Source organism: Pseudooceanicola aquaeponti (genome assembly GCF_050897975.1).
GTDB lineage: Bacteria > Pseudomonadota > Alphaproteobacteria > Rhodobacterales > Rhodobacteraceae > Pseudooceanicola.
Map to the genome: position 1 here is coordinate 17,003 of NZ_JBPAXY010000006.1, position 23,535 is coordinate 40,537.

At 65.4% G+C, this 23,535-nt stretch carries 23 protein-coding genes; 7 read left to right on the forward strand and 16 right to left on the reverse strand.

Annotated features, from left to right (window positions below; all coding sequences use genetic code 11):
- Positions 1-206 precede the first annotated feature (206 nt).
- From ACRARE_RS15040 to ACRARE_RS15060, 5 genes are all read right to left on the reverse strand, one after another.
- Positions 207-536, reverse strand: a complete 330-nt coding sequence (locus ACRARE_RS15040) for a helix-turn-helix transcriptional regulator (protein ID WP_432657273.1) — start codon at positions 534-536, stop codon at positions 207-209.
- An 11-nt stretch (positions 537-547) separates the two neighbouring features.
- The gene (locus ACRARE_RS15045) at positions 548-799 is read right to left on the reverse strand and encodes a type II toxin-antitoxin system RelE family toxin (RefSeq protein ID WP_432657274.1); all 252 of its coding nucleotides are present in this window, start codon (positions 797-799) and stop codon (positions 548-550) included.
- A gap of 553 nt (positions 800-1,352) precedes the next feature.
- Positions 1,353-2,537 (reverse strand): aromatic amino acid transaminase, encoded by a 1,185-nt coding sequence (locus ACRARE_RS15050; RefSeq protein WP_432657275.1) that lies wholly within the window; start codon positions 2,535-2,537, stop codon positions 1,353-1,355.
- Positions 2,538-2,540: 3 nt separating this feature from the next.
- Positions 2,541-2,909: a pyrroline-5-carboxylate reductase dimerization domain-containing protein gene (locus ACRARE_RS15055; protein WP_432657276.1), complete on the reverse strand. Its 369-nt coding sequence runs from the start codon at positions 2,907-2,909 to the stop codon at positions 2,541-2,543.
- Between the two features lie 3 nt (positions 2,910-2,912).
- Positions 2,913-3,947 carry a zinc-dependent alcohol dehydrogenase family protein gene (locus ACRARE_RS15060; RefSeq protein WP_432657277.1) on the reverse strand — a complete coding sequence of 345 codons (1,035 nt, stop codon included), beginning with the start codon at positions 3,945-3,947 and terminating at the stop codon, positions 2,913-2,915.
- A gap of 140 nt (positions 3,948-4,087) precedes the next feature.
- Between ACRARE_RS15060 and ACRARE_RS15065 the strand changes: the two genes are divergently transcribed.
- The 6 genes from ACRARE_RS15065 to ACRARE_RS15090 all read left to right on the forward strand — a co-directional run bounded on the left by ACRARE_RS15065 (position 4,088) and on the right by ACRARE_RS15090 (position 9,861).
- On the forward strand, positions 4,088-4,564 hold the full coding sequence (locus ACRARE_RS15065) for an Lrp/AsnC family transcriptional regulator (RefSeq protein WP_432657278.1): 477 nt from the start codon (positions 4,088-4,090) through the stop codon (positions 4,562-4,564).
- A gap of 458 nt (positions 4,565-5,022) precedes the next feature.
- A complete protein-coding gene (locus tag ACRARE_RS15070; RefSeq protein ID WP_432657279.1) occupies positions 5,023-5,973 on the forward strand; it encodes a Bug family tripartite tricarboxylate transporter substrate binding protein in 951 nt (316 codons plus the stop codon).
- A 2-nt stretch (positions 5,974-5,975) separates the two neighbouring features.
- Positions 5,976-6,431, forward strand: coding sequence for a tripartite tricarboxylate transporter TctB family protein (locus ACRARE_RS15075; protein WP_432657682.1), 456 nt, complete (start codon positions 5,976-5,978; stop codon positions 6,429-6,431).
- 33 nt (positions 6,432-6,464) lie between these two features.
- Positions 6,465-7,940: a tripartite tricarboxylate transporter permease gene (locus tag ACRARE_RS15080; protein ID WP_432657280.1), complete on the forward strand. Its 1,476-nt coding sequence runs from the start codon at positions 6,465-6,467 to the stop codon at positions 7,938-7,940.
- Entirely contained in the window at positions 7,937-8,713 is a 777-nt protein-coding gene (locus ACRARE_RS15085; RefSeq protein WP_432657281.1) for an amidohydrolase family protein, read from the forward strand. Before ACRARE_RS15080 ends, ACRARE_RS15085 begins: the two co-directional genes overlap by 4 nt.
- Complete coding sequence (locus ACRARE_RS15090; protein ID WP_432657282.1) at positions 8,713-9,861, forward strand: alpha-hydroxy acid oxidase; 1,149 nt, start codon at positions 8,713-8,715, stop codon at positions 9,859-9,861. Before ACRARE_RS15085 ends, ACRARE_RS15090 begins: the two co-directional genes overlap by 1 nt.
- On the opposite strand, the gene ACRARE_RS15095 is transcribed toward ACRARE_RS15090, so the two are convergent.
- The 10 genes from ACRARE_RS15095 to ACRARE_RS15140 all read right to left on the reverse strand — a co-directional run bounded on the left by ACRARE_RS15095 (position 9,851) and on the right by ACRARE_RS15140 (position 19,548).
- Complete coding sequence (locus ACRARE_RS15095; RefSeq protein ID WP_432657283.1) at positions 9,851-10,807, reverse strand: SMP-30/gluconolactonase/LRE family protein; 957 nt, start codon at positions 10,805-10,807, stop codon at positions 9,851-9,853. The two genes, ACRARE_RS15090 and ACRARE_RS15095, sit on opposite strands and share 11 nt — an antisense overlap.
- A complete protein-coding gene (locus ACRARE_RS15100) occupies positions 10,804-12,096 on the reverse strand; it encodes a TRAP transporter large permease (protein ID WP_432657284.1) in 1,293 nt (430 codons plus the stop codon). The genes ACRARE_RS15095 and ACRARE_RS15100 overlap by 4 nt, the downstream gene beginning before the upstream one ends.
- Positions 12,097-12,612: a TRAP transporter small permease gene (locus ACRARE_RS15105; protein WP_432657285.1), complete on the reverse strand. Its 516-nt coding sequence runs from the start codon at positions 12,610-12,612 to the stop codon at positions 12,097-12,099.
- Position 12,613: 1 nt separating this feature from the next.
- Positions 12,614-13,582 carry a TRAP transporter substrate-binding protein DctP gene (dctP, locus tag ACRARE_RS15110; RefSeq protein WP_432657286.1) on the reverse strand — a complete coding sequence of 323 codons (969 nt, stop codon included), beginning with the start codon at positions 13,580-13,582 and terminating at the stop codon, positions 12,614-12,616.
- A gap of 106 nt (positions 13,583-13,688) precedes the next feature.
- Positions 13,689-14,720, reverse strand: a complete 1,032-nt coding sequence (locus tag ACRARE_RS15115; RefSeq protein WP_432657287.1) for an MBL fold metallo-hydrolase — start codon at positions 14,718-14,720, stop codon at positions 13,689-13,691.
- An 82-nt stretch (positions 14,721-14,802) separates the two neighbouring features.
- Complete coding sequence (locus ACRARE_RS15120) at positions 14,803-16,314, reverse strand: tripartite tricarboxylate transporter permease (protein WP_432657288.1); 1,512 nt, start codon at positions 16,312-16,314, stop codon at positions 14,803-14,805.
- 3 nt (positions 16,315-16,317) lie between these two features.
- Entirely contained in the window at positions 16,318-16,779 is a 462-nt protein-coding gene (locus ACRARE_RS15125) for a tripartite tricarboxylate transporter TctB family protein (protein WP_432657289.1), read from the reverse strand.
- 94 nt (positions 16,780-16,873) lie between these two features.
- Positions 16,874-17,827, reverse strand: coding sequence for a Bug family tripartite tricarboxylate transporter substrate binding protein (locus ACRARE_RS15130; RefSeq protein ID WP_432657290.1), 954 nt, complete (start codon positions 17,825-17,827; stop codon positions 16,874-16,876).
- Positions 17,828-17,854: 27 nt separating this feature from the next.
- Positions 17,855-18,535 (reverse strand): RraA family protein, encoded by a 681-nt coding sequence (locus ACRARE_RS15135; protein ID WP_432657291.1) that lies wholly within the window; start codon positions 18,533-18,535, stop codon positions 17,855-17,857.
- Between the two features lie 2 nt (positions 18,536-18,537).
- On the reverse strand, positions 18,538-19,548 hold the full coding sequence (locus ACRARE_RS15140; RefSeq protein WP_432657292.1) for a hydroxyacid dehydrogenase: 1,011 nt from the start codon (positions 19,546-19,548) through the stop codon (positions 18,538-18,540).
- A 188-nt stretch (positions 19,549-19,736) separates the two neighbouring features.
- Here ACRARE_RS15140 and ACRARE_RS15145 point away from each other — a divergent pair, with 188 nt between their 5' ends.
- The gene (locus ACRARE_RS15145) at positions 19,737-20,633 is read left to right on the forward strand and encodes a LysR family transcriptional regulator (RefSeq protein WP_432657293.1); all 897 of its coding nucleotides are present in this window, start codon (positions 19,737-19,739) and stop codon (positions 20,631-20,633) included.
- Between the two features lie 126 nt (positions 20,634-20,759).
- Here the strand turns inward: ACRARE_RS15145 and ACRARE_RS15150 are convergent, their stop codons facing one another.
- Positions 20,760-23,480, reverse strand: a complete 2,721-nt coding sequence (locus tag ACRARE_RS15150; RefSeq protein ID WP_432657294.1) for a TonB-dependent receptor — start codon at positions 23,478-23,480, stop codon at positions 20,760-20,762.
- Between the last annotated feature and the right edge of the window lie 55 nt (positions 23,481-23,535).

The window sequence follows — 23,535 nt, forward strand, 5'->3', positions numbered from 1 at the left end:
CTCAAGAGCGGATGTCACACTGCTCTATTTATAAACACTTCTCTATACTCGCGATGACTAGCGCGATCGTGTGATGTGTGCCATTTTTTTGTATGTAAATCATACGCTTATTTCGGGCGGCGTCTGTCGGCTATATCCCAGCCTGTCCAATCACCTTGTCCAGTCACTCGGTCGACCATCGTTTCCTGGCGCTAAGAGAAGACACCTCAGATCAGATCATCCACACTGACACCTAGGGCGTTCGCGAGCTTCTTCATAGTCTCGACGTTGCCGCTGCGCCTGCCGGTTTCGATCTGGGTGATCTGGACGCGGTTGAGCTTGGAGGCCTCGGCCAGGGCGGCGGCCGTCATGCCGCGCCAGTCGCGGTACACCCGCACGGGGTTCTCGCCGTCCAGGATCCGGTTCACGTACTCGGCCGGGGTGCTTTCGCCGCCGGCTTCCATGGCCCGGTCATAGGCCTGCAGGTCCGACAGATCCTCGGCCGCCTGGCGCAGGCGGTCGTATTCGTCGCGGGGAATGGTCACCATTTCGTTCATCATCGCCTCCTTCAGTCGTAGACCCCGCCACGGGGGCCAATTGCCAGCACGTCCAGGACCTCGCCCTGATCGTTCATGATCACCCGCCAGTCACCGACCCGAAGCCGTATGCCCTCCCGGCCCTTCAGGGCTTTGACGTTGTTGGCCAGCGAAGAGGGGTCCTCGGCGTATTGCTCGATCTTGCCGGTGATCCGTTTGGCGTCGTTCCGGGGCATCTTGCGTAGCACGCGGATGGCTGCTGGCTTGTAAGTGATCGACTTCATGGGAGGAATGTAGCGTTAAAGCTACATCCGGTCAAGGGAGGTGTAGCGTTTCCGCTACTTCTCTCTGCCTCGGCGCTGCCCGAAACCGTGGGACACATCGCCTGTAACCTGTTGAAATCACGAGGGCGCAGCAGGGGAAGGTCTGGGACGCCGTGGCGCTGTTATTGCAGAGCTTTTTCCCATCTTTACCTGTCCGTGTGGGGGCACCAAATTTCCCATCGTTTTCGTTTTCTTGCGCCGCTCCCCTTTGTTCTTTGGGATGGGCGATCTGGTGCGTAGAAGCCGTGAGGTGGAGGAATCTGCTGCGGAGATCTGCAGCAGGGCGCTTGGCTGAGAGTGCAGGCTGCAAGAGCATGTGCGTATAGCCAGGCGCGTTCTGGAGCTCAGTGCGAGATAGCCAGCAATCAGCCCGAAGCAGGCCTTGGTGCCAAGCGCAGCGGATGGTCGGTGCCGGCCAAGAGCGACTGATGCTGGGGCTCGTACGAACGTCTGCTTCGTAAGATTTGAACGCGCAATTCGCGGTCTGCTGACGGGCGGTGCAGCAGGCTAAACGCTATGGGGCAGGCGCTACTTCCGAAATCGCTCCGATCAGCTTCGTGATGTCATCGGCCCTTAGCCGGGCGACGTTCACGCGTCCGCCTTTCACAACATGGATGCCGTGATCACGCGTCAGGGCAGTTTCCTGCGCCTCGTTCAGCGGGAGAAGGGAGAACATGCCAGATTGTCGGGCAAAATAGGCCAGCTGGTCAGTGCCAAACTCGGCGCGTTCGGTCTCCGCGATCTGTTGGCGCACCTGGGCAACCCGCCCGCGCATTTGATCAAGCTCGTCGAGCCAAAGCGCCTTCAGGACATCGTCCTGCAAGATCGTGCGGACGACGGATGGCCCGTGATCCGGCGCATGGGACGCACCCGAGCGGACGATCGCGGATACGGCGCGGTGCACCCGCTGCCGGTCGCTCGCCCGCGTTTTCACAAACAACGCCCCCGCCCGGTCGCGGTATATCCCGAAGGACTTGGACAAGGTGATGCAGACTATGCACTCTGGGAACCGCGCGGCTATCTTGCGTGCCATGGCGCAATCGGCGGCCCAGCCCTGTGCGAAGCCAAGATAGGCAAGGTCGATCCAGGGGATGATCCCGCGCGCTTCCAGAAGGTCGAGCAAGGTGTCGAACTGCTCTGAGTTCATGTCCGCGCCGGTTGGATTGTGGCACACGCCCTGCATCAGGAACACATCGCCGGGCTTGGCGGCACTCAGGCCGTCGAGCATCTGGTCGAAGGTGATCTCGCGCTTGATCGGGTCGTAATAGGGGACTTGGGCGAACCCTGCGTGAGCCGCCGTGAGGATCGGCACGTAGTTGCCATAGGTCGGCGTTTGCAGCCAGACGGTGGGCGATTTGGGAATTTGCGCCAAGAGGTCCGCCATGACCCTCAGGGCGACAGCGCCGCCCGAGGTCTGTGCGGAAACCCAGCCGTCGTCGTAGGCATCCCCCAGGATCTCATGCCCCAGCACACGGCAGTATTCGGCATCGCCCGTCAGGGCGAGGTAGGACTTGCTGAGCTGGGTATCGACCAACCTTTGTTCGGCCAGCTTCACGGCTTTCAGGACGGGCGTCTGGCCGTGCTCGTCCTGATAAATGCCCACAGTCAGGTCGAGTTTGTCCTTGCGGGGGTCGGCCGCGAAATAGTCGGCCCCGATCATGATGGGATCAACGGGGTAGTCCTCAACCTGTTCAAACATGCCCTATCCCTTTCCCAATTCAACGGCGCGATCGCGGCAGGCGGTCATTGCCCTTGCGATCACATCACCAAAGCCGTTTTCCTGCATTGAAACAATGGCCGCGTGGGGTGTCCCATGCAGGGTCGTGACACAGGCGCGCAGAGCGTTCGGTCCGGCGCCTCGGGCGGGCATGGTGGCCGCGCCAAGTGTCGTTTGCGGAGGCAGCGCCTTGGCATCTTCCCGGGGCAGACCAAGGGTCGTGCCCGGGGGGATCATTTCCTCGATCATCGGATCGACAACCGTGATCCGCGAAGGCGCCCAACCGCTGGCGATCAATCCGCCTAGGATCGCCGCCGCCCGGTCGCCGCGGCCGATGAATGCACTCTTGTCCAAGGCTCAGAAGCTCGTGATGACGGTCGCACCAATGGACAGGAACTTGTCCATGTTCATCAGGGCATCCGGCGCGGCGTCGATGCCGATCTTGTTGCCGACCAACCGTGCGGGATCCAGCTTGCCGCTTTCGACCATATCGAGCATCGCACCATAGCGGTGCGCCTGCATCCCATGGGAGCCGAGAAGCTCGATCTCCTGGCCGACGATCTTGGGCATGGGCACCGCAGGGGCCGCATGGTCGCCCAGCATCAGGCCGACCTGGATGTGCTTGCCGCGCGGCCGAAGGCAAAGGATCGAATTGGTCATCGTCGCCGGATGCCCAAGCGCATCGAGGGAGACGTGCGCGCCGCCCCTGGTGATCTCTTTGATCGCCTCGACAACATCGCCCTTGCCATCAATGGCCGCGACCGCGCCAAGCTCCTTGGCCAGGGCGAGTTTGGCTGGATCAAGGTCCACACCGATCACGTTCGCCCCCGCCGCGCTGGCAATCATGACCGCCGACAGGCCCACACCGCCGCAGCCATGCACGGCAACCCATTGGCCCGCACGGACCGTGCCCTGGTCGATCACCGCGCGAAAGGAGGTGGCGAAGCGGCATCCCAGACTTGCGGCTGTGGCGAAATCCATCGCCTCAGGCAAAGCGACCACATTCAGGTCAGCCTGATGGATCGGCACATATTCGGCAAAGCTGCCCCAATGGGTGAAGCCCGGCTGCTCCTGGTGCAGGCACACCTGCTGATGACCGGCATGGCATTCGCTGCACGACCCGCAACCGCAGATGAAGGGCACGGTGACCCGGTCACCGACCTTCCAGTTTTTCACGTCCTTGCCGACCGCCTCGACCACACCGGCCAGTTCGTGACCGGGGATGTGCGGAAGCTCGATATCGCTGTCGTGCCCCATCCAGCCGTGCCAGTCGCTGCGGCACACACCGGTGGCTTCGACCTTCAGGACAACCCCATGCGTTTCGGGCGCAGGGTCTGCCACGTTCACGACTTTGGGGGGCTCTTGGAACTTCTCGAACAGGACAGCTTTCATCGCAGGGTCTTTCGGATGGACAGACGAATTGAGGAGAAGCTAACAGTTTGCAGAGAAATTAGCTTTCCATTCTGCCCCAGGTATTGATTATTTAGGGTAGAAAGCCCTCACGATGGGGGCTTGTTGAGGAAACTCTTCCCTTGCCAGGTATCGACACCGTCAACGCACGAATTCTCGAATTGCTTCAAAGCGACGGGCGCATGACCAACGCCAAACTGGCCGAGCATCTGAACATGAGCGAAACGCCCTGTTGGCGGCGGCTGAAGAAGCTGGAAGAGACGGGTATCATCGAGGGCTATCAGGCCCACCTCAATCGCCGAAAGCTCGGGCTGGGCGTGATGGCCTTTGTCCAGCTCAGTTGCTCAGAGCACGATCAGGCCGCCACGGCCGAATTCCAACGTATCATCGAGGTCACACCCAATATCCTCGCGTGCCATAATACCACGGGCGAGGACGACTTCCTGTTGATCGTGGTCGCCCGTGATTTGGACGACTACAGCGCCTTTGTTGACAGCACATTGCGGCGTCTGCCTGGTGTAACCAGCATTCGCTCGAACCTTTCGCTCAAGGAAATGAAAGCGTCGAGCAAGCTGCCCGTGCGTGGTTCGGAGAGATGATCACGACGCCTTTCCAGATGCAGACATCCGTGCAAATGCATCGAAAGGCCGCAAAGTCCCGCGCGGCAGACTCCCGGTCGCGGTGCAACGAAGGATAGCTCTTTGCCCTTCGTGTTGGCCCCGGATGCCATGTTGCGGCTTGGACAAAAGTCGCGAAAGGGCCGACTGCGGCCGTTCGCTGCGCGGTGCAGGAACGTCCGCTCTCGTGCAGCGTCACCCCGGGCTTGCCCTGAAGCCTGGGCTCAAACCTTCGGACCGGAGAGAGGGTGCTCCTTAAGTGAAGAAATCCTGTATAAATCGTTAAGAATATCGCGCTTTGAATAAGGATTTATAAATGTCATGATCTGACTCCCGGTGGGAGGCCGGGGCTTGGGCCGCGCGACGAGAGGTGTTCGGCCAAGGCTGTACAGGCCAATACGGTGGCCGCTGGTCCGCGTTTCGACGATTGGGAGGATATCATGAAATTCACACGCCGTTTGAGCCTGGCCCTGTTGGGCGGCATGGCTCTTGTCCCCTCTGCCACTCTTGCGCAGCAGGATTATCCCAGCCGGGCGATCACCCTGGTCGTGCCCTATGGCGCAGGCGGGACCACCGATATATCGGCCCGGCAGATCGCCAGCATGGCGGAAGACCTGCTGGGTCAGCCCATCGTCGTCGAGAACCAGCCCGGGGCCAGTGGCACCAATGCCATGCGTGCCGTGGCCGGGGCTGATCCCGATGGCTACACCCTGATCGCGACCACGTCGTCGCCGTCCTTCGTGACCCCCGCGCTGCGCGACGTGGGCTATGATACGCTGCGGGATCTGGTGCCGATCCTGAACTATTCCGGCCCCTACCATGGCGTCGTTGTCCCCAGCGACTCCCCCTACGAGAGCCTGGATGCGCTGATCGAGGGGGCCAAGTCCGACGCGGTGACCTATGGCACCGCAGGCGCCATGGGCGGCGCGCACCTGGCCTTTGCCTCGGTCGCCAAGGAAACCGGTGCGAAGTTGCAGCACGTGCCCTTCGACGGCGCGGCCAAGGCGACGGCGGCGGTGCTGGGCGGTCACGTCGATGCGGCCCTGGTCCCGGCCTATCGCGACCTTGTCCAGGATGGACAGCTGCGTCTGCTCGGTGTTCTCGACGGCAGCAACGACCCTGATTTCCCCGATGCCCCGACCCTGAAAGAGGCCGGACTGGCGGCAGAGTTCCCGTCGATCGTCGGTATCATGGCCCCGGCGGGCACCGACCCGGCGATCCTCGCCAAGCTGGAAGCGGCCTTCACCGAGGTCGCCTCTTCGGAGGCCTTCAAGACCTTCATGACCGATCTCAGCCAACCGGTGCGGATCATGTCGGGCGCGGATCTGGCGCAGACCATCGAGGAGAACCTCACCGCCTATCGCGAGATCGCCAAGGACCTCGGGAATTGAGTGTGAAAGGGTTCGGGGGCGGGCTTGCCCGCCCCGGCTTCCGCACCTTGACCACCGGGCTGCTTCTGGCGGCGGCGCTTTGGGCGCTCTATGCCCTCGACAGCCAGATACAGGTCTTCTCCTTCGGCGATGCCGGGCCGGATGCGCGCAGCTTTCCGCGCGTGGTGCTCTGGCTGCTGGCTGCGGTCGCTGCCCTGCGCCTGGTGCTGAGCTTGCGCCGCGCGGATGACGCCTTCCGCCTTCGGCCCCTGGGTCGGGTGCTGGCGGTGGTCGTGGTCACCATCCTGGCGCTGTGGGGGATGCCCACGGTCGGGTTTTTCGCAGGCGCGGCAGGGGCGGGGATCGTCGTCTCCCTCGTGCTGGGCGAGCGCAAGCCCCTGATGCTTGGCCTGCCGCTGGTGGTGGCGGCCATCGTCGCCTTCGGCGGCCAGCATGGGCTGAACATCCCGCTGCCCTGACCTTCCTCTTCAAGACCTGAAGGAGCGCAAGCCGTGCTCGTCGATGCCTTTCTCGAACTTCTGAACCTCTGGGTGCTGGTCGCGGCCGTGGTCGGGATCGCCTCCGGTGTCATCATCGGCGCGATCCCCGGCCTCGGGCCCACCATGGCGATTGCCCTGCTGATCCCGGTCACCTTCTCGATGGACTCGATCCCGGCCATCATCCTGCTTTTGGGGGTTTACCAGGGCGCGATTTTCGGCGGCTCGATCTCCGCCGTGCTGCTGAACGTGCCGGGCACCCCTTCCTCGGCGGCGACGGCCATCGACGGGTTCGCCATGGCCCGGCGGGGCGAGGGGGGACGTGCGCTGCGCTTTGCCCTTTATGCCAGTGTCGCCGGAAATATCTTCAGCTGCCTCGTTCTGATGGCGCTGGCCGAGCCGCTGGCCCGCTTCGCACTGGATTTCGGACCGGCGGAAATGACGTTGCTGATGCTCTTTGCGCTGCAGGTGATCGTGCTTTTCGGCGGCGGTTCGAAACTCGATGCGCTGATCATGGTGCTGGTCGGCGCCTGCGCCGGTGTCGTTGGCCTCGACCCGATCAGCGGCACGCCGCGCTTCACCTTCGGCTCCTTCGCCTTCGACAACGGGTTCCAGCTGATCCCGGTGCTGATCGGCCTCTTCGCCATGTCCGAGGTCCTGTTGCAGGCCTTCGACCGTGACCATGACGTCAGCGATGCCGAGGTGCCGCCCCTGAAGGCCTCTGTCGTCCGCTTCGTCGAGCTGTGGCGGATGCGGATCACGCTTCTGCTGTCCTCGGTCATCGGCACCTTCGTGGGCATCCTGCCGGGCATCGGCTCTACCGTGCCCGCCTTCATGAGCTACAACCTGGCCCGGTCGCGCTCTGCCGCGCCGGAAAGCTTTGGCAAGGGGGCGCCCGAGGGCGTGGCCGCGCCCGAGGCGGCCAACAATGCGGTCACCGGCGGGGCCCTGGTGCCGACGCTGGCCCTCGGCATCCCGGGCGATGCGGTGACCGCGGTGATCCTGGGCGCCTTCATGCTGCACGGGCTGGCGCCGGGGCCGTTCCTGTTCCGCGATCACGGGCTGGAGGTCTACGCCATCTTCGAGGCGCTGCTGCTCTCGTCGATCCCGACGGTGATCCTGGGGCTGCTGTTCTTCCGCGTGGCGATCCATGTGACCCGGATCCAGCCGCGCCACCTGCTGCCCGCGATCACCATCCTGGCGGTCTTCGGCGCCTTCTCGGTCAACAACAGTCTCTTCGACGTCTGGGTGATGCTGGGCGCGGGTGTGCTGGGCTTTCTCTTCCGGCGCAGCAATTTCCCGCTGCCGCCGCTGCTGATCGGCCTGATCCTGGGCGCGCCCTTTGAACAGAGCCTGCGGCAGGCGCTGCTGACCTCGGGCGGTGGCTACGACATCTTCTTCGGATCGCCCATCACCATCGGGCTGGTCGGCCTGATCGCCCTGTCGCTGGCGATCAGCCTGGCCCTTGGCCTCAGAAAGGCGCGCGCATGATTGCCGATTGCCATATTCATTCCTTCGCCAGGACCACGGGGGCCGACGCGCCGCAAACCGGCGCCTATGTGCCCCCGGCGCGGGATGTGCGCGATTTCATGGCAGAGGCGGCGCCGCTCGGCGTGGCCCGCGCGGTTGTGGTGCAGGCCTCGGTCGACGGCACCGACAACAGCCGTCTGGTGGAGACGCTGGCCACAGAGGGGCCCGTCGCCTTGCGCGGGGTTGCCATGATCGACGACGGCGCCGACCTGCCCGCCCTGCACGCCGCCGGTGTCCGCGCCACCCGCATCCAGGACCGTGCCCGGCTGGGCGCCAGCGCGCTGGAGCAGCTGCCCGCGCTGGCGGCGCGGGTGGCCGAGGTCGGCTGGCACATCGAGCTGAACTCCGAGCCGCGCAGCTTTGACCGCATCGCGGCCATGGTCCCGCAGATGCCCGAGGGGATGCGCCTGATCCTCGATCACGTGGGTCACGTGGACCCCGCCGCGCCCGACCCGGTCCTGCGGTTGATGGAGCACCAGCGTGTCTGGGTGAAACTGTCACCCACGCGGATCAGCGCGGACATCGGGCGGTATGCGGACCTGGCGGGCATGGTCGAACGCATCGGCGCGGCCTTCCCCGAGCAGATCATCTGGGGCAGCGACTGGCCGCATGTGATGACGCCAGAGCCGGTGCCCGAGATCCCGCCGATGCTGGATCTGTGTCGTGAGGCCCTGGGCCCTGACGCCTTCCGGCGCTGCATGTGGGACAACCCTGAACGCCTTTACGGTTTCTGATGCTGCTGACCCTGGATGATTTCGAGCCTGCCGCGCGTCGCCGCCTGCCGCGCCCTCTGTTCGGATATGTCTCCGGCGCGGCCGAAACCGGGGCGGCGCGGCAGGACAACCGCGATGCGCTGGATGCCTGGCGGCTGGTGCCGCAGGTCCTGCGCGGGGTCGAGGGGCGCAGCAGCGCCTGTACCCTGCTGGGCAAAGACTATGCCGCGCCTTTCGGCATCGCCCCCATGGGCCTGTCGGCCCTGATGGCGCGCGACGGCGACCGGGCGCTGGCCCGGGCGGCAGCGGCGGCGGGCATTCCCTTCGTGCTGTCGGGCTCTTCCCTGACGCCGATGGAAGACGTCCGGCGGGCCAATCCCGACGCCTGGTTCCAGGCCTATCTGCCCGGCGAGGAAGAGCGCATCCGCGCCCTGATCGCCCGCGTGCAGGCGGCGGGGTTCGGCACGCTGGTCCTGACTGCCGACACCGCCGTTCTGGCGAACAGGGAGAACAACCTGCGTGCCGGGTTCTCCACGCCGCTGCGGATCCGGCCACGGCTGATCTGGGATTTCGCCATCAAGCCCCGCTGGGTGCTGGGCACCTTCCTGCCCACGCTGCGGCGGGGAATGCCGCATTTCGAGAACTCCTTCGCCACGCGGGGCGCACCGATCATCTCGAAACAGGCGGCGCGGGATTTCGGGCGCAAGGATCACCTGAACTGGGACCATCTGGCGCTGATGCGCGACCTCTGGCCCGGCAAGCTGGTGCTGAAGGGGGTGATCCACCCCGGGGACGTGGCCCGGGCGCGGGCGCTTGGCTGCGATGCGGTGATCCTGTCGAACCATGGGGGCCGGCAGCTTGACCACGCGATCTCGCCCCTGCGGTTGTTGCCCGAGGCCCGGGCGCAGGCGGGGGACATGGCGCTGCTGATCGACGGGGGGATCCGGCGCGGGACCGATGTGATCAAGGCGCTGGCCCTTGGCGCCGACATGGTGCTGATCGGGCGGCCCTTCCTCTACGCCGCGACACTGGGCGGGCAGGGGAGGGCGGAAGACGCCGCCACGATCCTGAAGGCGGAGGTGCATCGCAACCTCGGCCTTCTGGGATTGCGGGACCTGTCAGAGGTCGGCCCCGCAATCCTGCACGCCGTTCACGACATCACGCGCTAAGCGCGCCCGAGAACATCGGCGCCCCGGCAATGCCCAGCTCCTCGGGGAATTCCACCCGCAGGATGCTGCCGCTGTCGCTTTCGGTGATGTAGAGGGTCCGGCCCCCCGGGCCCCCGAAGGCGCAGTTGGTGGTCCCCAGACCGCGCGGAGAGCGGACCACGGCCACCGGGCGGCCCAGCACGTCATGGACCCAGACCAGGCCCATGCCGGTCTGACAGACCACGACACCGCCCGCAGAGGTCAGCGCCAGCCCGTCCGGCCCGGCGCGCCCGCCCGAGAACTGGAGGAAGAGGCCCGCCTTGTTGACCCGCCCCGAGGGCGACATGGGCAGGCGCCAGACCGCATTGGCACGGGTCACGGCCAGGAACAGCACATGTTCCGCCAGATCCAGCACCAGACCGTTGGGGCTGGGCACCTTGTCGATCAGGCAGGTCAGTGCGCCGGTCTCCATCTGCCATTTCCACACCCGGCCCGAGGGATCCTGAAGCCCGGTCTGCCCCTGGTCGGTGAAGTAAAGCGCGCCGTCGCGACCGAAATGCAGGTCGTTGCATCCCTTGAAGCTTTCGGTGTCGGCATCGGCCAGCGCCTTGGTCACGGCGCCGGTTGCCGGGTCCAGCTGCATGATGCCGTTCTGGTAATCGGCCAGGAAGATCCGACCGTCGCGGTGGATCTTCAGCCCGTTGGGCTGGCCGTCATATTCGGCGATCTGGCTGATCTGGCCCTGGGGCGTGGCGCGGAACACCCGCCCGAAGGGGATGTCGACGAACCACAGGTTGCCCTCGCGGTCGAAGGACGGCCCCTCGAGGAAGCTGTCGGCGGGCGCCCCGCGCCGGTTCTTCTCGGCCCAGTAGGAGGGCTGCCCGGTGCGGCGCAGCGCGCCGGGCAGTTCGGTGAAGACCTCGGCGTCGAGGATCACGGGGTCGGGGAAGGGATAGGTGGGTGTCATCCGAACGTGACCTCCGGCAGGAACAGCGCGATTTGCGGCGAGGCGATCAGCAGCAGCATGAAGGCGACGATGATCAGGAAGAAGGGCAGGGTGCCCAGGATCACGTCCTCGACCTTCACCTCGTCCGAGGAACTGGCCACGACGAAGAGGATCACGCCGAGCGGCGGCGTCAGCTGGCCCAGTTCCACCAGGATCACCACGAAGACCCCGAACCAGATCGGATCGACCCCAAGCGCCAGCAGCGCCGGGAAGATCACCGGCACGATGATCGCGATCATCCCCAGCCCTTCCATGAAGCAGCCCAGGATGGCGAAGACCACCATGATGATCAGCAGGAAGGTCAACCGCGAGACATTGGCATCCTCCAGCATCCCCACCAGGTCCTCGCCGATCCCCGACAGGGCCGTGGCGTAGGCGAAGATCATCGAGGTGAAGACGATGAACAGGATGTTGCCGCTCATCGAGGCGGTGCGCATCAGGGCGTTCTTCAGCAGCGAGAGCGAGAGCTTGCGGTAGAGGGCTGCGATCAGGATCGCGCCGACGGTGCCGACGGCCCCGGCCTCGGTGGGCGTGGCGAAGCCGCCGTAGATGCTGCCCAGCACGATGACGATCAGCATCAGGAAGGGCAGGATGTCCAGCAGGGCGCGGCCCAGGTCACCGGCGGTGGCCTTGGTCTCGGACTTCGGCGCCAGCTTCGGGTTCAGCAGCACGCGGGCGATGATGAACCCCATGTAGCACAGCGCCAGCAGGATGCCCGGCACCAGACCGGCAGCGAAGAGGCGCGCGATCGAGGTTTCGGTGAAGGTGGCGTAGATGATCATGGTGATCGACGGCGGGATCAGGATGCCCAGGGTGCCACCGGCGGCGAGAGAACCGGCCACCAGCCGCTTGTTATAGCCGCGTGCCGACAGTTCCGGCAGGGCTACGGTGGACATGGCCGCCGCCGTGGGGGCCGAGCCGCCGGAGATCGCGGCGAAGATGCCGCTGCCGGCGATATTCGTGTGAAGAAGGCCGCCGGGCAGGCGTCGCATGAAGGGCGCGACCCCGTTGTAGAGCCGTGTCGACAGGCCCGAGCCCAGCAGAATCTCGGCCATCAGGACGAAAAGCGGGATGGCGGCCAGGGTAAAGCTGTTGGCGGCGCCCCAGCTGACCAGGCCCAGGGCCTTCCAGCCGCCGAAGCCCTTCAGCAGCCAGATATAGGTCAGCCCGGCGCCAGCCACGGCGAATTGCACCCACATGCCGCCGACGATCAGGCCGATCAGCAGGCCGAAGGCAAGGATCGCTTCCATTTACTCGTCCTCGGTTTTGCGGAAGGTCAGCAGCAGCTGCTCGACCAGGAAGAAGGCCAGCACGGCGAAACCGGCGGGCAGGATGATCTGCGGGATCCACAGGGGCGTCCGCAGGACGGTGGGGGCGAACTTGCCGCGGGCGAAGGACGACAGCGTCAGGTCCTTCGTCTTCCACGCCAGGATCACGCAGAGGATCAGTGCGATCACCACGAAGCCGCGCACCAGCCAGCGGCGCGTGCCTTCGGGCCAGGCGTCCAGCAGGAAGTGCACCTGGAACATGGTGCCGCCGCGCAGCGACAGGGCGGCGCCGAAGAAGGTCATGAAGACCACGCCGTAACCGGTCAGCTCTTCGGCGAAGCCCAGGGAATAGTTGAAGGCGCCGCGCAGGAGCGCCTCAAGGCAGACCAGCGCGACCAGCCCGGTCAGCACCACGCCGGTGGCCACGCCGGTGGCGCGGGCGGCGAAATCGAAGAGGGGGCCGGCGCTGGCCGGCCCCGTTTTGCTTTCGGACTGCATGTTACTTGCCGATGGCAGCGCGCACGGTCGCCAGGGCGGCCTCGTATTCCGGGCCGTTCTCTGCCGCCCAGCTTTCCCAGAAGGGCGCCAGCTTCTCGTTGGCCATGGCGGCGTCGCCCTCGGCCGCATCCACCAGGGTCATCCCGGCTGCGGACTGGGAGGCCTTCTGGTCTTCTTCGTCCACCAGGAAGTCCGCGGTGGTCTTCGGCCCCTCTTCGGCGACGATCTCGCGCAGGCGGGCCTGGGTCTCTTCGGACAGGGCGTCGAAGCTGTCGGCGTTGGCGATGATCATCGAGTTCCCGTAGTTCACGGAGAACCGGTAGTTGTAGGGCAGGAATTCATGCCAGTTCTTCGCGCCACCGGCAGAGGCGGTCAGCACGCCCTCGATCACGCCGCGTTCCAGCGAGGTCGGCACTTCGGAGCCCGACAGGGTGATCGGCGCGCCGCCGAATTCCTCGATGAACCGCCCCTGTTCGGGCGAGGTCACGCGGATCTTGTGCCCCTCCAGGTCGGCCAGGCTGTTGATCTCGAAGGTGGTGAAGATCGTCTGCTCGGGGTAGCGGTAGCCGCCCAGCAGAACCACCCCCTGTTCGGCAAAGGCCTCGACCAGGGTCGGTTCCATGGCGGCATAGGCGGCGGCCCATTCCTTGTCATTCTCGATCAGCATCGGCAGGTTCAGCACCCGCGCCAGCGGCACGCTGCCCGAGAAGAAGAAATCGGCGGCCATGTCGATGATGCCGTCACCCACGGCCTGGGTGATGTCGGCCGAGGCGATCTGAAGGGTCTTGCCCAGGTGCAGGTCGATGGTCAGGTCCGTATCGGCGGCGACGCGCTCGACGATGCGGTTCATGCCCTTCACGGCCGAGGTCGTGGAAACGGACGAATAGGTGTAGGCCGTCCAGTCGTCGGCCTGGGCGACGGTGGCGGATGCGGCGATCAGCGCGGCGGCGCCGAGTGTCTTGATGGTCATGGTCTTCCTCCAGTGATTGATTGCGCGAAATGCCTGAGCGTTGCGCCAGGCGAAAAAGGAGCGCACCGCTTGGTGCCGTCTTCGGCCCCAAGCGGTGCGGAGAGGGTCATTCAACCGGCGGCGTCGCCTCCGGCGCGAAGCTTGCAAGCTGGGCTGCCACGCAGTGACGCATGGCGCCCATTGCCCGCGCGACACCATCAACGCCGATGACGAAGGGATGCGCCTGACCTGCGTCACGCGTCTTCAAGTCGTCCATGAGGGCCAGTGTGTTGTCGAGACGCGGGTGGTTCGAGAGGAAGACGTCGATGTTCTCTTCCTCTGCCAGCGCGGCGATGCGCGCCTGGGAGTCCATCATGGCGTTGAAGCGCTCCGCATTCTTGCCGAAGTTCAGACCATTGCCTCCCCAGAAGACGGCTCGGTGGGTGTCATCGCCGTCCCTCACGTCCACGACCGGGGAAATCGTGCCCGGTGTATGGCCCGGGGTCACGAGGATCTTCACCGTCGTGTCGCCCAGGGTCACCGTATCGCCATCGGTCACGGTCACATCCCGTTCGGGTGCTGGCCCCCACAGTTCGTTCTCGAATTGCAGTGTGGGCTTCTCGAGCTCGTTCCAGTCGGTATCCGACATGATGATCTCGGCATCGTACTTCTCGGCCAGGTAGACTGCTGCGCCGTAATGGTCGCCATGCGCGTGGGTCACGAGGATCTTCCTGATCTCGGACGGGTCGAGACCCAGCTCGACCATGCTGTCCTCGATGTAGGTCTTGGCCTCGTCGGGGTTGTTCAGCGTGTCGAAGAGGATGATCCCGTCCGAAGTCTGCAACGCCCAGGCCGACACCCATTCGGTGCCGAGGAAATACAGGTTGTCGAAAATGCCATAAGGGTGGGGCGGGCCTTTCGCAATCAGCGCGGCAAGCATGTTCTCGCCCGGCTTCTCTACGATGGTAAAGGATTTGCCGATGCGGGCGCAGTGGCCCAGCACGTTTTTCAGGTCTTCGCCCGCCAGGGCCTCTGCCGCGGCAACATGGGCTGCCGACAGCTCTGCGTCGCTGCTCTCGGCCAGCGCCGGCAGGGCGGTGCTGATCGCCCCGAGCGCAACTGCGCCCAGCACTGTTTGCCTGAAACCAGAATTTGTCATGGTGTTCTCCTCCGAATGTGTCGTCTTGTCATCCGCCGCCCTCCTGTTCGCGGCGGATGACCTTTTGGGGGCGGGGCCGGTGTCAGCCAGCCGCGCTGTCGTCCATCTTCTTGTCGAAGAAGCGTTTCTTCAGCGACGGGCCGACGATCACCGCGACGGTCAGGGCCACCAGGATCAGGCTGGTCGTGTTCTGGAACAGCACCATCGGGTCGCCGCGACCGATCCGCAGCGCGAGGCGCAGGTTCTCTTCGGCGAAGCCGCCCAGGATCAGCCCCAGGACGACCGGGGGCAGGGGGAACTTCAGCCGGTCCATGACCCAGCCGACGGCGCCGAAGCCCAGCATCAGGTAGACGTCGAACATGCGGCCATGGATCGAATAGACCCCGATCAGCATCAGCACGATGATCACCGATCCCAGCAGCGGCCGCGGCAGGTTCAGCAGGCGGGCGAAGCTGTTGGTCGCCAGCGAGCCGCCCAGGATGATCAGCAGGATCGCCCCGAAGAGGAACTGCCACATGAAGCCGAAGACGATGTCGGGGTTGTCGCGGAACAGCATGGGCCCCGGTTGCAGGCCGTGTACCAGCAGGCCGCCCAGCATGACCGCCGCCACGGCGGTGCCCGGGATGCCCAGCGTCAGCGCCGGGATCAGGGCCGAGGCGGTATCGGCATTGTTGGCGACCTCGGCGGCGGCGACCCCCTCGGGCTCGCCCTCGCCCCAGGTTTCGGGGGTCTTGGAGGTGCGGCGCGCCTCGTTGTAGGACATGAAGGCCGCCATCGAGCCACCGGCGCCCGGCAGGATGCCGATCCAGATGCCGATGAAGGAGCCGCGCACCCAGGTCTTCCAGTAGGATTTCATCCGCGGCAGGGCCTTCCAGATCGGCTCGGTCCCCAGTTTGGAGCCTTTCACGCCATCGGTCTTCAGCGGCGTCTCCAGCAGGTCGATCACCGGCGGCAGCGCGTAGAGGCCGACCAGGAGGATCACGATATTGATGCCGTCCAGCATCTCCAGCTGGCCGAAGGTGAAGCGGTCGTTGCCGTAGATCGGGTCGGAGCCTACGACCGAGACGAAGACCCCGAAGCAGGCCGAGATCAGCCCCTTCACCGGGTTGCCGCCCAGCAGGAAGATGATCGAGGCGAGGCCGAAGATGGCGACCCAGAAGACCTCGGACGGGCCGAAGAGCAGGGTAACCTTGGACAGCGGCGGGGCCAGCAGCATCAGGGCGAAGGCCGAGGCGATGCCGCCGAAGGCCGAGGAGACCACGGCGACCTGAAGCGCGAAGCCGCCTTCGCCCTTCTGGGCCATCGGATAGCCGTCGAAGGTGGTGGCGACGGCGGCCGGGGTGCCGGGGATGCGCAGCAGCACCGCCGGGATCGCGCCGCCGTACATGGCGCCGTTGTAGATGCCCGCCATCAGGCCCAGGGCCACCAGCGGCTCCAGCCCGAAGGTGAAGGGCACGAGGACGGAGATGGCCATGGTGGCCGACAGGCCCGGCATGGCGCCGACGACGATGCCCGAGATCACACCGATCACCACGGCGGCGAAATTGGCCAGAGAGAAGACGTCGGGCAGGGCGTGCAGAAGATCGCTATACATGGCTCAGCGCTCCCACAGGCGGCCGGCGGGGAATTCCTGCGACATGCCGAAATCGAAGATGGCCCAGATCGTGCCCACGACAATCACCGTGGCGATCAGCAGGCCCAGCGGGTTGCGATAGCCGAAGATCCAGGCGACCAGCGGAATGGTCACGGCGGTGCTGACGTAGAAGCCGATGAAGTCGGTCGCCAGCGCATAGGCGACGATCAGCCCGAAGGCGCCGATCACCCGCTTGGGTGACTTGGTCATCGGCTGGGCGTCCTCGCCCGCGGCGGCCTTGCGCTGGTCCGAGACCAGCAGCAACACCGACAGGACGATCAGCCCGATCAGCATGGTGGCCGGCAGCAGCGCGGAGATGGCGCGCAGCTCGAAGGCCGGGATCAGGAACCCGGCGGCGACCAGGATGATGCCAAGCGCGGTTAGGGTCTCTGGCCGGGCCAAGCGGGGGGTCTTGCTTGCGGGCATGGGTCTGCTCTTGATGTCAGGGGGTGGGGTGGCGTGAGGGGGATTGCCCCCCTCACGCGCGAGGTCTTGGGGCCAGGGGCCCCAGGTCCGGGGCTCAGTTCCAGGGCGTGGTGTCCCAGACGTCCTTGGCCAGGTCGTAGAGGTCCGAGGTCAGCGCCTTGAACTCCTCGCCCGTCACCACTTCGACCGGGTTGGCGGTCGCGGCCATGGCGTCGAGGAACTCCTGGTCATTGGCCATCTGGGTGAAGGCGTCGATCAGCTTGCCCTGCACGTCCTCGGGCAGACCGGCAGGCGCGATGAAACCGCGCATCGAGCCGTTCACCAGATCCAGACCCTGTTCCTTGAAGGTCGGCAGATCGGGGGCGAACTCGGACCGCTCGTTGGTGGCCACGCCCAGCACGTTCAGCTGGTCCTGGAACTCGGCCACTTCCGAGATGTTCAGGATGCCCATGGCGACATGGCCGCCCAGCAGGGCGGTCCGTGCGGGCGCAGAGCCCTTGAAGGGAACGATGGTGAACTCGGTCTCGGTGGCGTTTTGCAGCTTGATCAGGGCGAAGTGGTCATCGCCGCCAAGGCTCGACATGCCCACGGTGATGGCCAGCGGGTTCGCCGTGGCCTCTGCGATCAGCTTGTCCAGCGTATCCAGCCCGCTTTTCTTCGAGGTGACGATCACGTTGGGATCGTTCACCACGTTGGCCAGGTAGGTGAAGCTGTCGCGATCGTAGTCCGCCTCGCGGTCGATGGTGCGGGCCATCATGCCGGGCAGGTTGAAGGTGCCCAGGGTGTAGCCGTCGGGATCGGCATTCGCCGCCTCGGTGACGCCGATCTGACCCGAGGCGCCGGGCATGTTCTTGACCACGATGCTGGCCCCTTGGCCCAGGTACTTCTCGATGAAGGGGGCAGCGGTGCGCGCCATGACATCCGTGCCGCCGCCGGCGGAATAGCCCACGATCACCTCGATGGGCTTCTCGGGATACTGGGCCAGGGCGGCCCCGGCGGACAGGATCATGGCACCCGCGAGGGCGGTCTTCTTGACGATATTGAGCATGTTTCTCCTCCTATACATGCGTGTGTTTCAGTCTTCCGGCAGGGTGCAGCCTCGCTCCTTCAGGGCGCGGTCGACCCAGCTGCGGTCGTTGGTGCCTGCCTCGATGTCGGCCATCTGCTTGATCTCGGCGGCGGATTTCGCCTGCGTGGCCTTCAGGATCGCCTCTGCCCCGTCGATCGGCACGCAAAGGACGCCGTCGTTGTCACCGATCATGATGTCGCCGGGGTGGATCACCATGCCGTCGATGGCGATCGGCACGTTCAGTTCACCCGGGCCATCCTTGTACGGGCCACGGTGGGTCACGCCCGCCGCATAGGTCGGCAGGTTGGTTTCGCGGAAGTTGTCCAGGTCGCGGATCGCACCGTTGATGACGAAGCCGACGACGCCCTTCTTGATCGCATAGGCCAGCATTAGCTCGCCCATCAGGGCGTTGTCCAATGCGCCACCGGCATCCACGACGATCACGTCGCCCGGCACGGCACGGTCGATGGCGGCGTGCAGCATCAGGTTGTCGCCCGGGCGCGCCTTCACGGTCAGTGCGACACCGGCCATGCCACCGGAGCTGTGCATCGGGCGCAGGGTCGGACCGGCGGCGGTCATGCGCGACATGCTGTCGGAAACATTGGCTACGGGCAGCTTGGCGAATTCCGCCACCAGCTCTGCGGGGGCGACACGGTCACGGTTCAGGATGCGGAAGCCGGGGGTCATGGTCACTTCTCCATGTTGGCCGGCTCCGCCTGTGCGGCGGCCAGCAGTTTGCGATTGATGATGCGTTCAGGGGCGACGGGCTGGCCGTCGAGGATCTGGAAGATGCCGCGCACGGCATCGACGCCGACGCGCGCGCCAGCCTGGGCGGTCACGCCGCCGATATGCGGGGTCAGCACGATTTCGGGCACGGCGAAGAACGGATGGTCGGCGGCCGGCGGTTCGACGGCGAAGGTGTCGAGGCCCGCGCCTGCCAGGTGCCCCGCGCGGATCGCGGCCACCAGGGCCGGTTCGTCGATCAGCCCGCCGCGCGCGGTGTTGACGACATAGGCCCCCTTGGGCATCAGCGCGATGCTTTCGGCGTTCAGAAGGCCCCGGGTCTGGTCGTTCAGGGGGCAGTGCAGCGACAGGATGTTCGCGCGGCCCAGCATGTCTTCCAGGGTGGCGCACCGGGTCACGCCAAGGCTGTCGAAGGCGCTGTCGGGGGCGTAGGGGTCAAAGCCCACCAAGGTCAGACCCAGGCCCTTGGCGATGCGCCCCGTTGCCTGGGCGATCGAGCCCATGCCCATCAGGCCCATGGTCGACCCGGCGATCTCGTGCCCGGCAAAGCCCGGCTTTTCCCAGCGTCCGGCGCGCAGTCCGGCATCAAGCGGCAGGACCCGCTTTACCGTGGCCAGCAGCAGCGCGATGGCATGTTCGGCCACGGAAACCGCGTTCGCCCCCGTCGCGACCAGCACCGGAATGCCCCGCTCGGCGGCGGCCTGGATGTCGATGTTGTCGACCCCCACGCCATGCTTCGAGATCACCTTGAGCTGCGGTGCCGCGTCCATCACGGCCGCATCCACGCGGCCCATGCGGGACACGATGCCCACGGCGCCGGTCCGCTGGAGATATTCCGAGATCACCGCGCTGTCGGCATAGGCCGGGGTATGGACCGTCTGATAGCCGTGATCGGCCACAAGGCGGCTGGCCGCCGGATCGAGGTCGGGCCCCGTTACGAGGATAGTCTTGCTCATTGCGCGTGTCTCCGTGGCGTCCCGAACCGCCGGGACGCGCCGTTTCGCTTCTTTGTCTGTCGATTGGCCCGCATCGGTCTCCCGAACCGTTTGCAGGGACCCTCCTTGGTCGAAAACGGTAACGCCAAGAATGTCTTCACAAAAGCGCGTAATTCTGGTTATTAAGTTTAGAAAAACTGGATTAGACGATGGAAACGCGGCAGCTAAAGACCCTCCTGGCTATTCACTCTCATGGAACCTTCGCCCAGGCGGCAGAGGTGGTGGGGCTGACACCTTCAGCCGTCAGCCAACAGGTACATGCGCTGGAAGAGGAGCTGCGGGTGACCATCTTCGACCGCAGCACCCGTCCGCCGCGCATCACACCCGAAGGGGTGCAGGTCATTGATATGGCAAGAGATATCCTGCGCCGCGCCGAAGATACCAAGGCCAGCCTGCGGGGGGATCAGATCGCCGGAACGTTGATGCTTGGCTCTGTCCGTTCCAGTGCTCTCAACCTGCTGCCGCGCGCCCTGGTCCATATGCGCCACCGTTATCCGGCCCTGAAGCCGAGCCTGCGGGTCTCGCTCTCGTCGACGCTGATCGCGGACGTGGCTGCGGGCCGTCTCGATGCGGCGATCGTTGCGGAACACCTGGGGTTTCCCAGTGCGCTGCGCTGGAGTCCCTTCCTGCGGGAACCACTTTGGCTGATCGCCCCGCGCGAGATGGAATCGAGTGACCCGATACAGTTGCTCAACACGCGCCCCTACATCCGCTTCCGAAGTGCCGTGCCCTTGGCCAACCTGATCGACACCGAACTGTCCCGCCTGGGCGTGGTGACCAACGACGTGGCCGAGATAGATACCATCGGATCCATCGTCACCGGCGTGCGGCAGGGGCTGGGCATTTCGGTGGTGCCGCATGTGGCCTTGCAGGAACCCGAGGATCTTGGCCTGATGCGCCTTCCATTCGGCACGCCGCAGGTGACCCGACAGATCGGGATCGTCGAAAGGACGTCATCCCCCCGCGCCGAAATAATTGCCCTGTTGCACGGGGCGCTGTCGGAACTCTGCGGTGATTACGGCGTGGACCGTGCGCCGTCCTCCTGACGGTCGTCAGATCGCAGGGGGGCCAGCCTACCCCCGAGCCCGGACGGACCTGTTCATCTTCCCAAGGGAAGGGTGGGGCCAGCGGCGGATGCCGCTGGTCCCCGAAGTGGCCTGAACCTTCGGCGCTCAGAAATCTGCCGTCACACCGGCATAGAGCGTCCGGCCCGGTCCCGGCTGCGTGGTCAGGCCGAGGGGGTCGATGTAGAACTGGTCGGTCAGGTTATCGACGCGCAGACGGGCGGTCACCGTGTCGTTGACCTCGTATTCGGCGAAGACATCAACCAGGGTGTAGGGGTCCCAGTCCACCAGCGAGATGAAGTTCGACGCGCCGCTGGCGGTCACATCGCCATGCCCGATCGCCCGGGGGCCCACGTGGGTCACGCGGCCGCCCAGGGTCAGGCGGTCATCCATCAGGCTCTGACTGGCCGACAGGCTGATGCTGTACTCCGGCGGCACCTGGTTGGTCGCATAGTCGCCGTAGAGCGACTTCGACTCGCAGGTGGACGCGGTGCGGCAGAAGGCGACCTTGGAGTAGTAGTTGGCCGAGACATCCGCCTTGAACCCGCCGCGGCGATAGCTGGCCGCCAGCTCGATCCCCGCGAACTGGGCCTCGTGGATGTTGTCGATCTCGATCCAGAAGGGCACCGGGCCCGTCGGGTCGACGGTCACGACCCGACCGAGATAGTCGTCGACGGTCCAGTTGAAATAGCTCAGCTTGAAGCCGGCCTGGTCCTGCGGTGCCAGAAGGCCGTCGCGGCTGAAGTTGGCGCCCAGTTCCCAGTTGCGCGACCGTTCCGGTTCCACGTCGGGGTTCATGCTGAAGGAGAAGGCCGAGGCGGATTCGTAGATGCTGGGCAGGCGCAGCGTGTCGGAATAGGACGCGAAGATCTGCCAGTCCCGTGCAAGCTGCGCGGTAAGCCCCAGCGAGCCGCCCCAGCCACCGGCATCACGCGAGACGCCGTAGTTGTACCCCGGGCGGGGCTGGACCGGATCGGTGTTGCGGTCTTCGGACCAGTAGTGCTGATAGCGCAGGGCCGCGTTGACGGTCAGCCAGTGGTTGGCCTCCCATTCCGCCTTGGTGAAGACCACGACTTCCTCGCGCCGCGCGTCCCGCAGGTCGAGCCAGTGTTCGACCTCTTTCGTGCCGGGCGTCGGTTTCGTGTCCTCGCTCTTCCACCTCAGGCCGTAGGTCAGTTCCAGCGGGCCCGCGCCGGTATCCAGCTGTGAGGTGTTGCTGAGTGAGGCCCCCAACATCTGCGTCTCGCTGCCGGGCAGAAAGTCTGCGGGCAGACCGAAGTCCTCGGGGTCGTGCCCCATGCCGCGCGGGGCGTTGCGCTGTTCCAGCTGGGTCCAGTAGATCGACGCATCAAGGTCAATCAGGCCGGTCTCTGCCGGCTGCCACTTGTAGCGCAGCGTCACGGTATCGAGATCGGTTTCGGTCATCCGCTCGCGCTGGGTGGCGCTGGTCTGCGGGCCGTATTGCCGACTGGCCATGACGTCGCCATTGCGCCCGCGGAAGCGGTTGTAGCCAAGTTCCAGCCGCTGCCCTTCGCCGAAGTTCCAGCCGCCCTTCGCCAGGAAGCTGCGGCTTTCGGATTGCGAGTTCAGCACTTCCTCTCCGGCGCGGTAGTTGGCAATGCCGTCATTCACCACATAGTCGAGGAAGGGGCGCGGCAGGCAGTACCCGTTGCTGTAGCAATCCTCGCGCGGCCCGGTCCAAAGCGGCGTGGCGGCGCCAGAGCCGTTTTCCCCTGCGTGGTAATTCCCGCGATCACGGTGCGAGAAGCCCAGCAGAAAATCGACGTCTTCGTCCTTGTAGGCGCCCAGGAGGGACCAGGCGGAATCCGTCGCCTCGAAGGTGCCCGGCCGGTCCATGCCGGTCGGACTTGGCGTTGCGGTGCCGACCTGCCCGCCACGGTTGGTGAAGTCGTAGCCGGAGCGATTGCCGGCCACCGGGGATGACGTGTTGCCGCTGAGTTCGTACTTCAGGCGGAAGCCGACGTTCCGGCCCGGCTTGATGATATCCTCGGCCCGCACGGTGCGCATGGCGATCTGGCCGCCATTGGCGAAGGAGGCAACGTCGGCGCCCTTGTTGATCTCGATCTCCGAGATGAAATCGGGGTCCACGTAGCTGCGGTTCGAAACCCCCTGGTAGCCCTGGTAGACCAGTAAGGAGTTTTCGGCCCCGTCCACGGTGGCCGCGACCCGCCCCATGCCCTGAAGGCCACGGATGTTGGGATCTATGGAACCGGCACCGTTGCGGGCCTCTCCCGACAGGACACCGGGTTCGCCGCGGAACATGTCCGCCGGGCCGGCGCCGCGGTAGTGCTCCAGTTCCTCGCTGCCGATGTAGGCGGCGCCACCAGGCATTTCATAGATCCCCATCTCTCCGTCGCTGGCGCCGCGAACGCGGATAGGGTCCAGCAGGATCGCCCCTTCGGAAAGTGCGTCGCTCTGATCAGAGGCTGTGTGATCAGAGATCGTCACGGTATTGGGGTCGGTAAAGCGATGGCTGAGCCCGCTGCCGAGCAATACCGAGGCAAAGGCGCTTTCGGCGGAATAGCTGCCCTCAAGCGCCATGCTGCGTTTGCCGCTGACTGCGCTGGAGGCAATGATCAGCCGCACCCCGGTCTGATCCGCAAGGCGCGTCAGCGCCGCGCCGAGGGGTTGGGCGGGAATGTTCAGCTCGACTTGCTGATTGGTGGCCGCCGCGGTCTGGGCCTGTGTCGGCCCCGACAAGGTAACGCAGGCGATCACAGCCGAGGTGCACAGCATCAGCATCCGTAGGCTGGGGCGCCAGAGGGTGGCCACCCGGGCCTCGCTGCGCCAGCTAGAGTCTTCTGTCATTGGTCTTTGTCCGATCTGTCTGGGTCGCTGGCTGTGCCCCCTGGACATGGCTTTC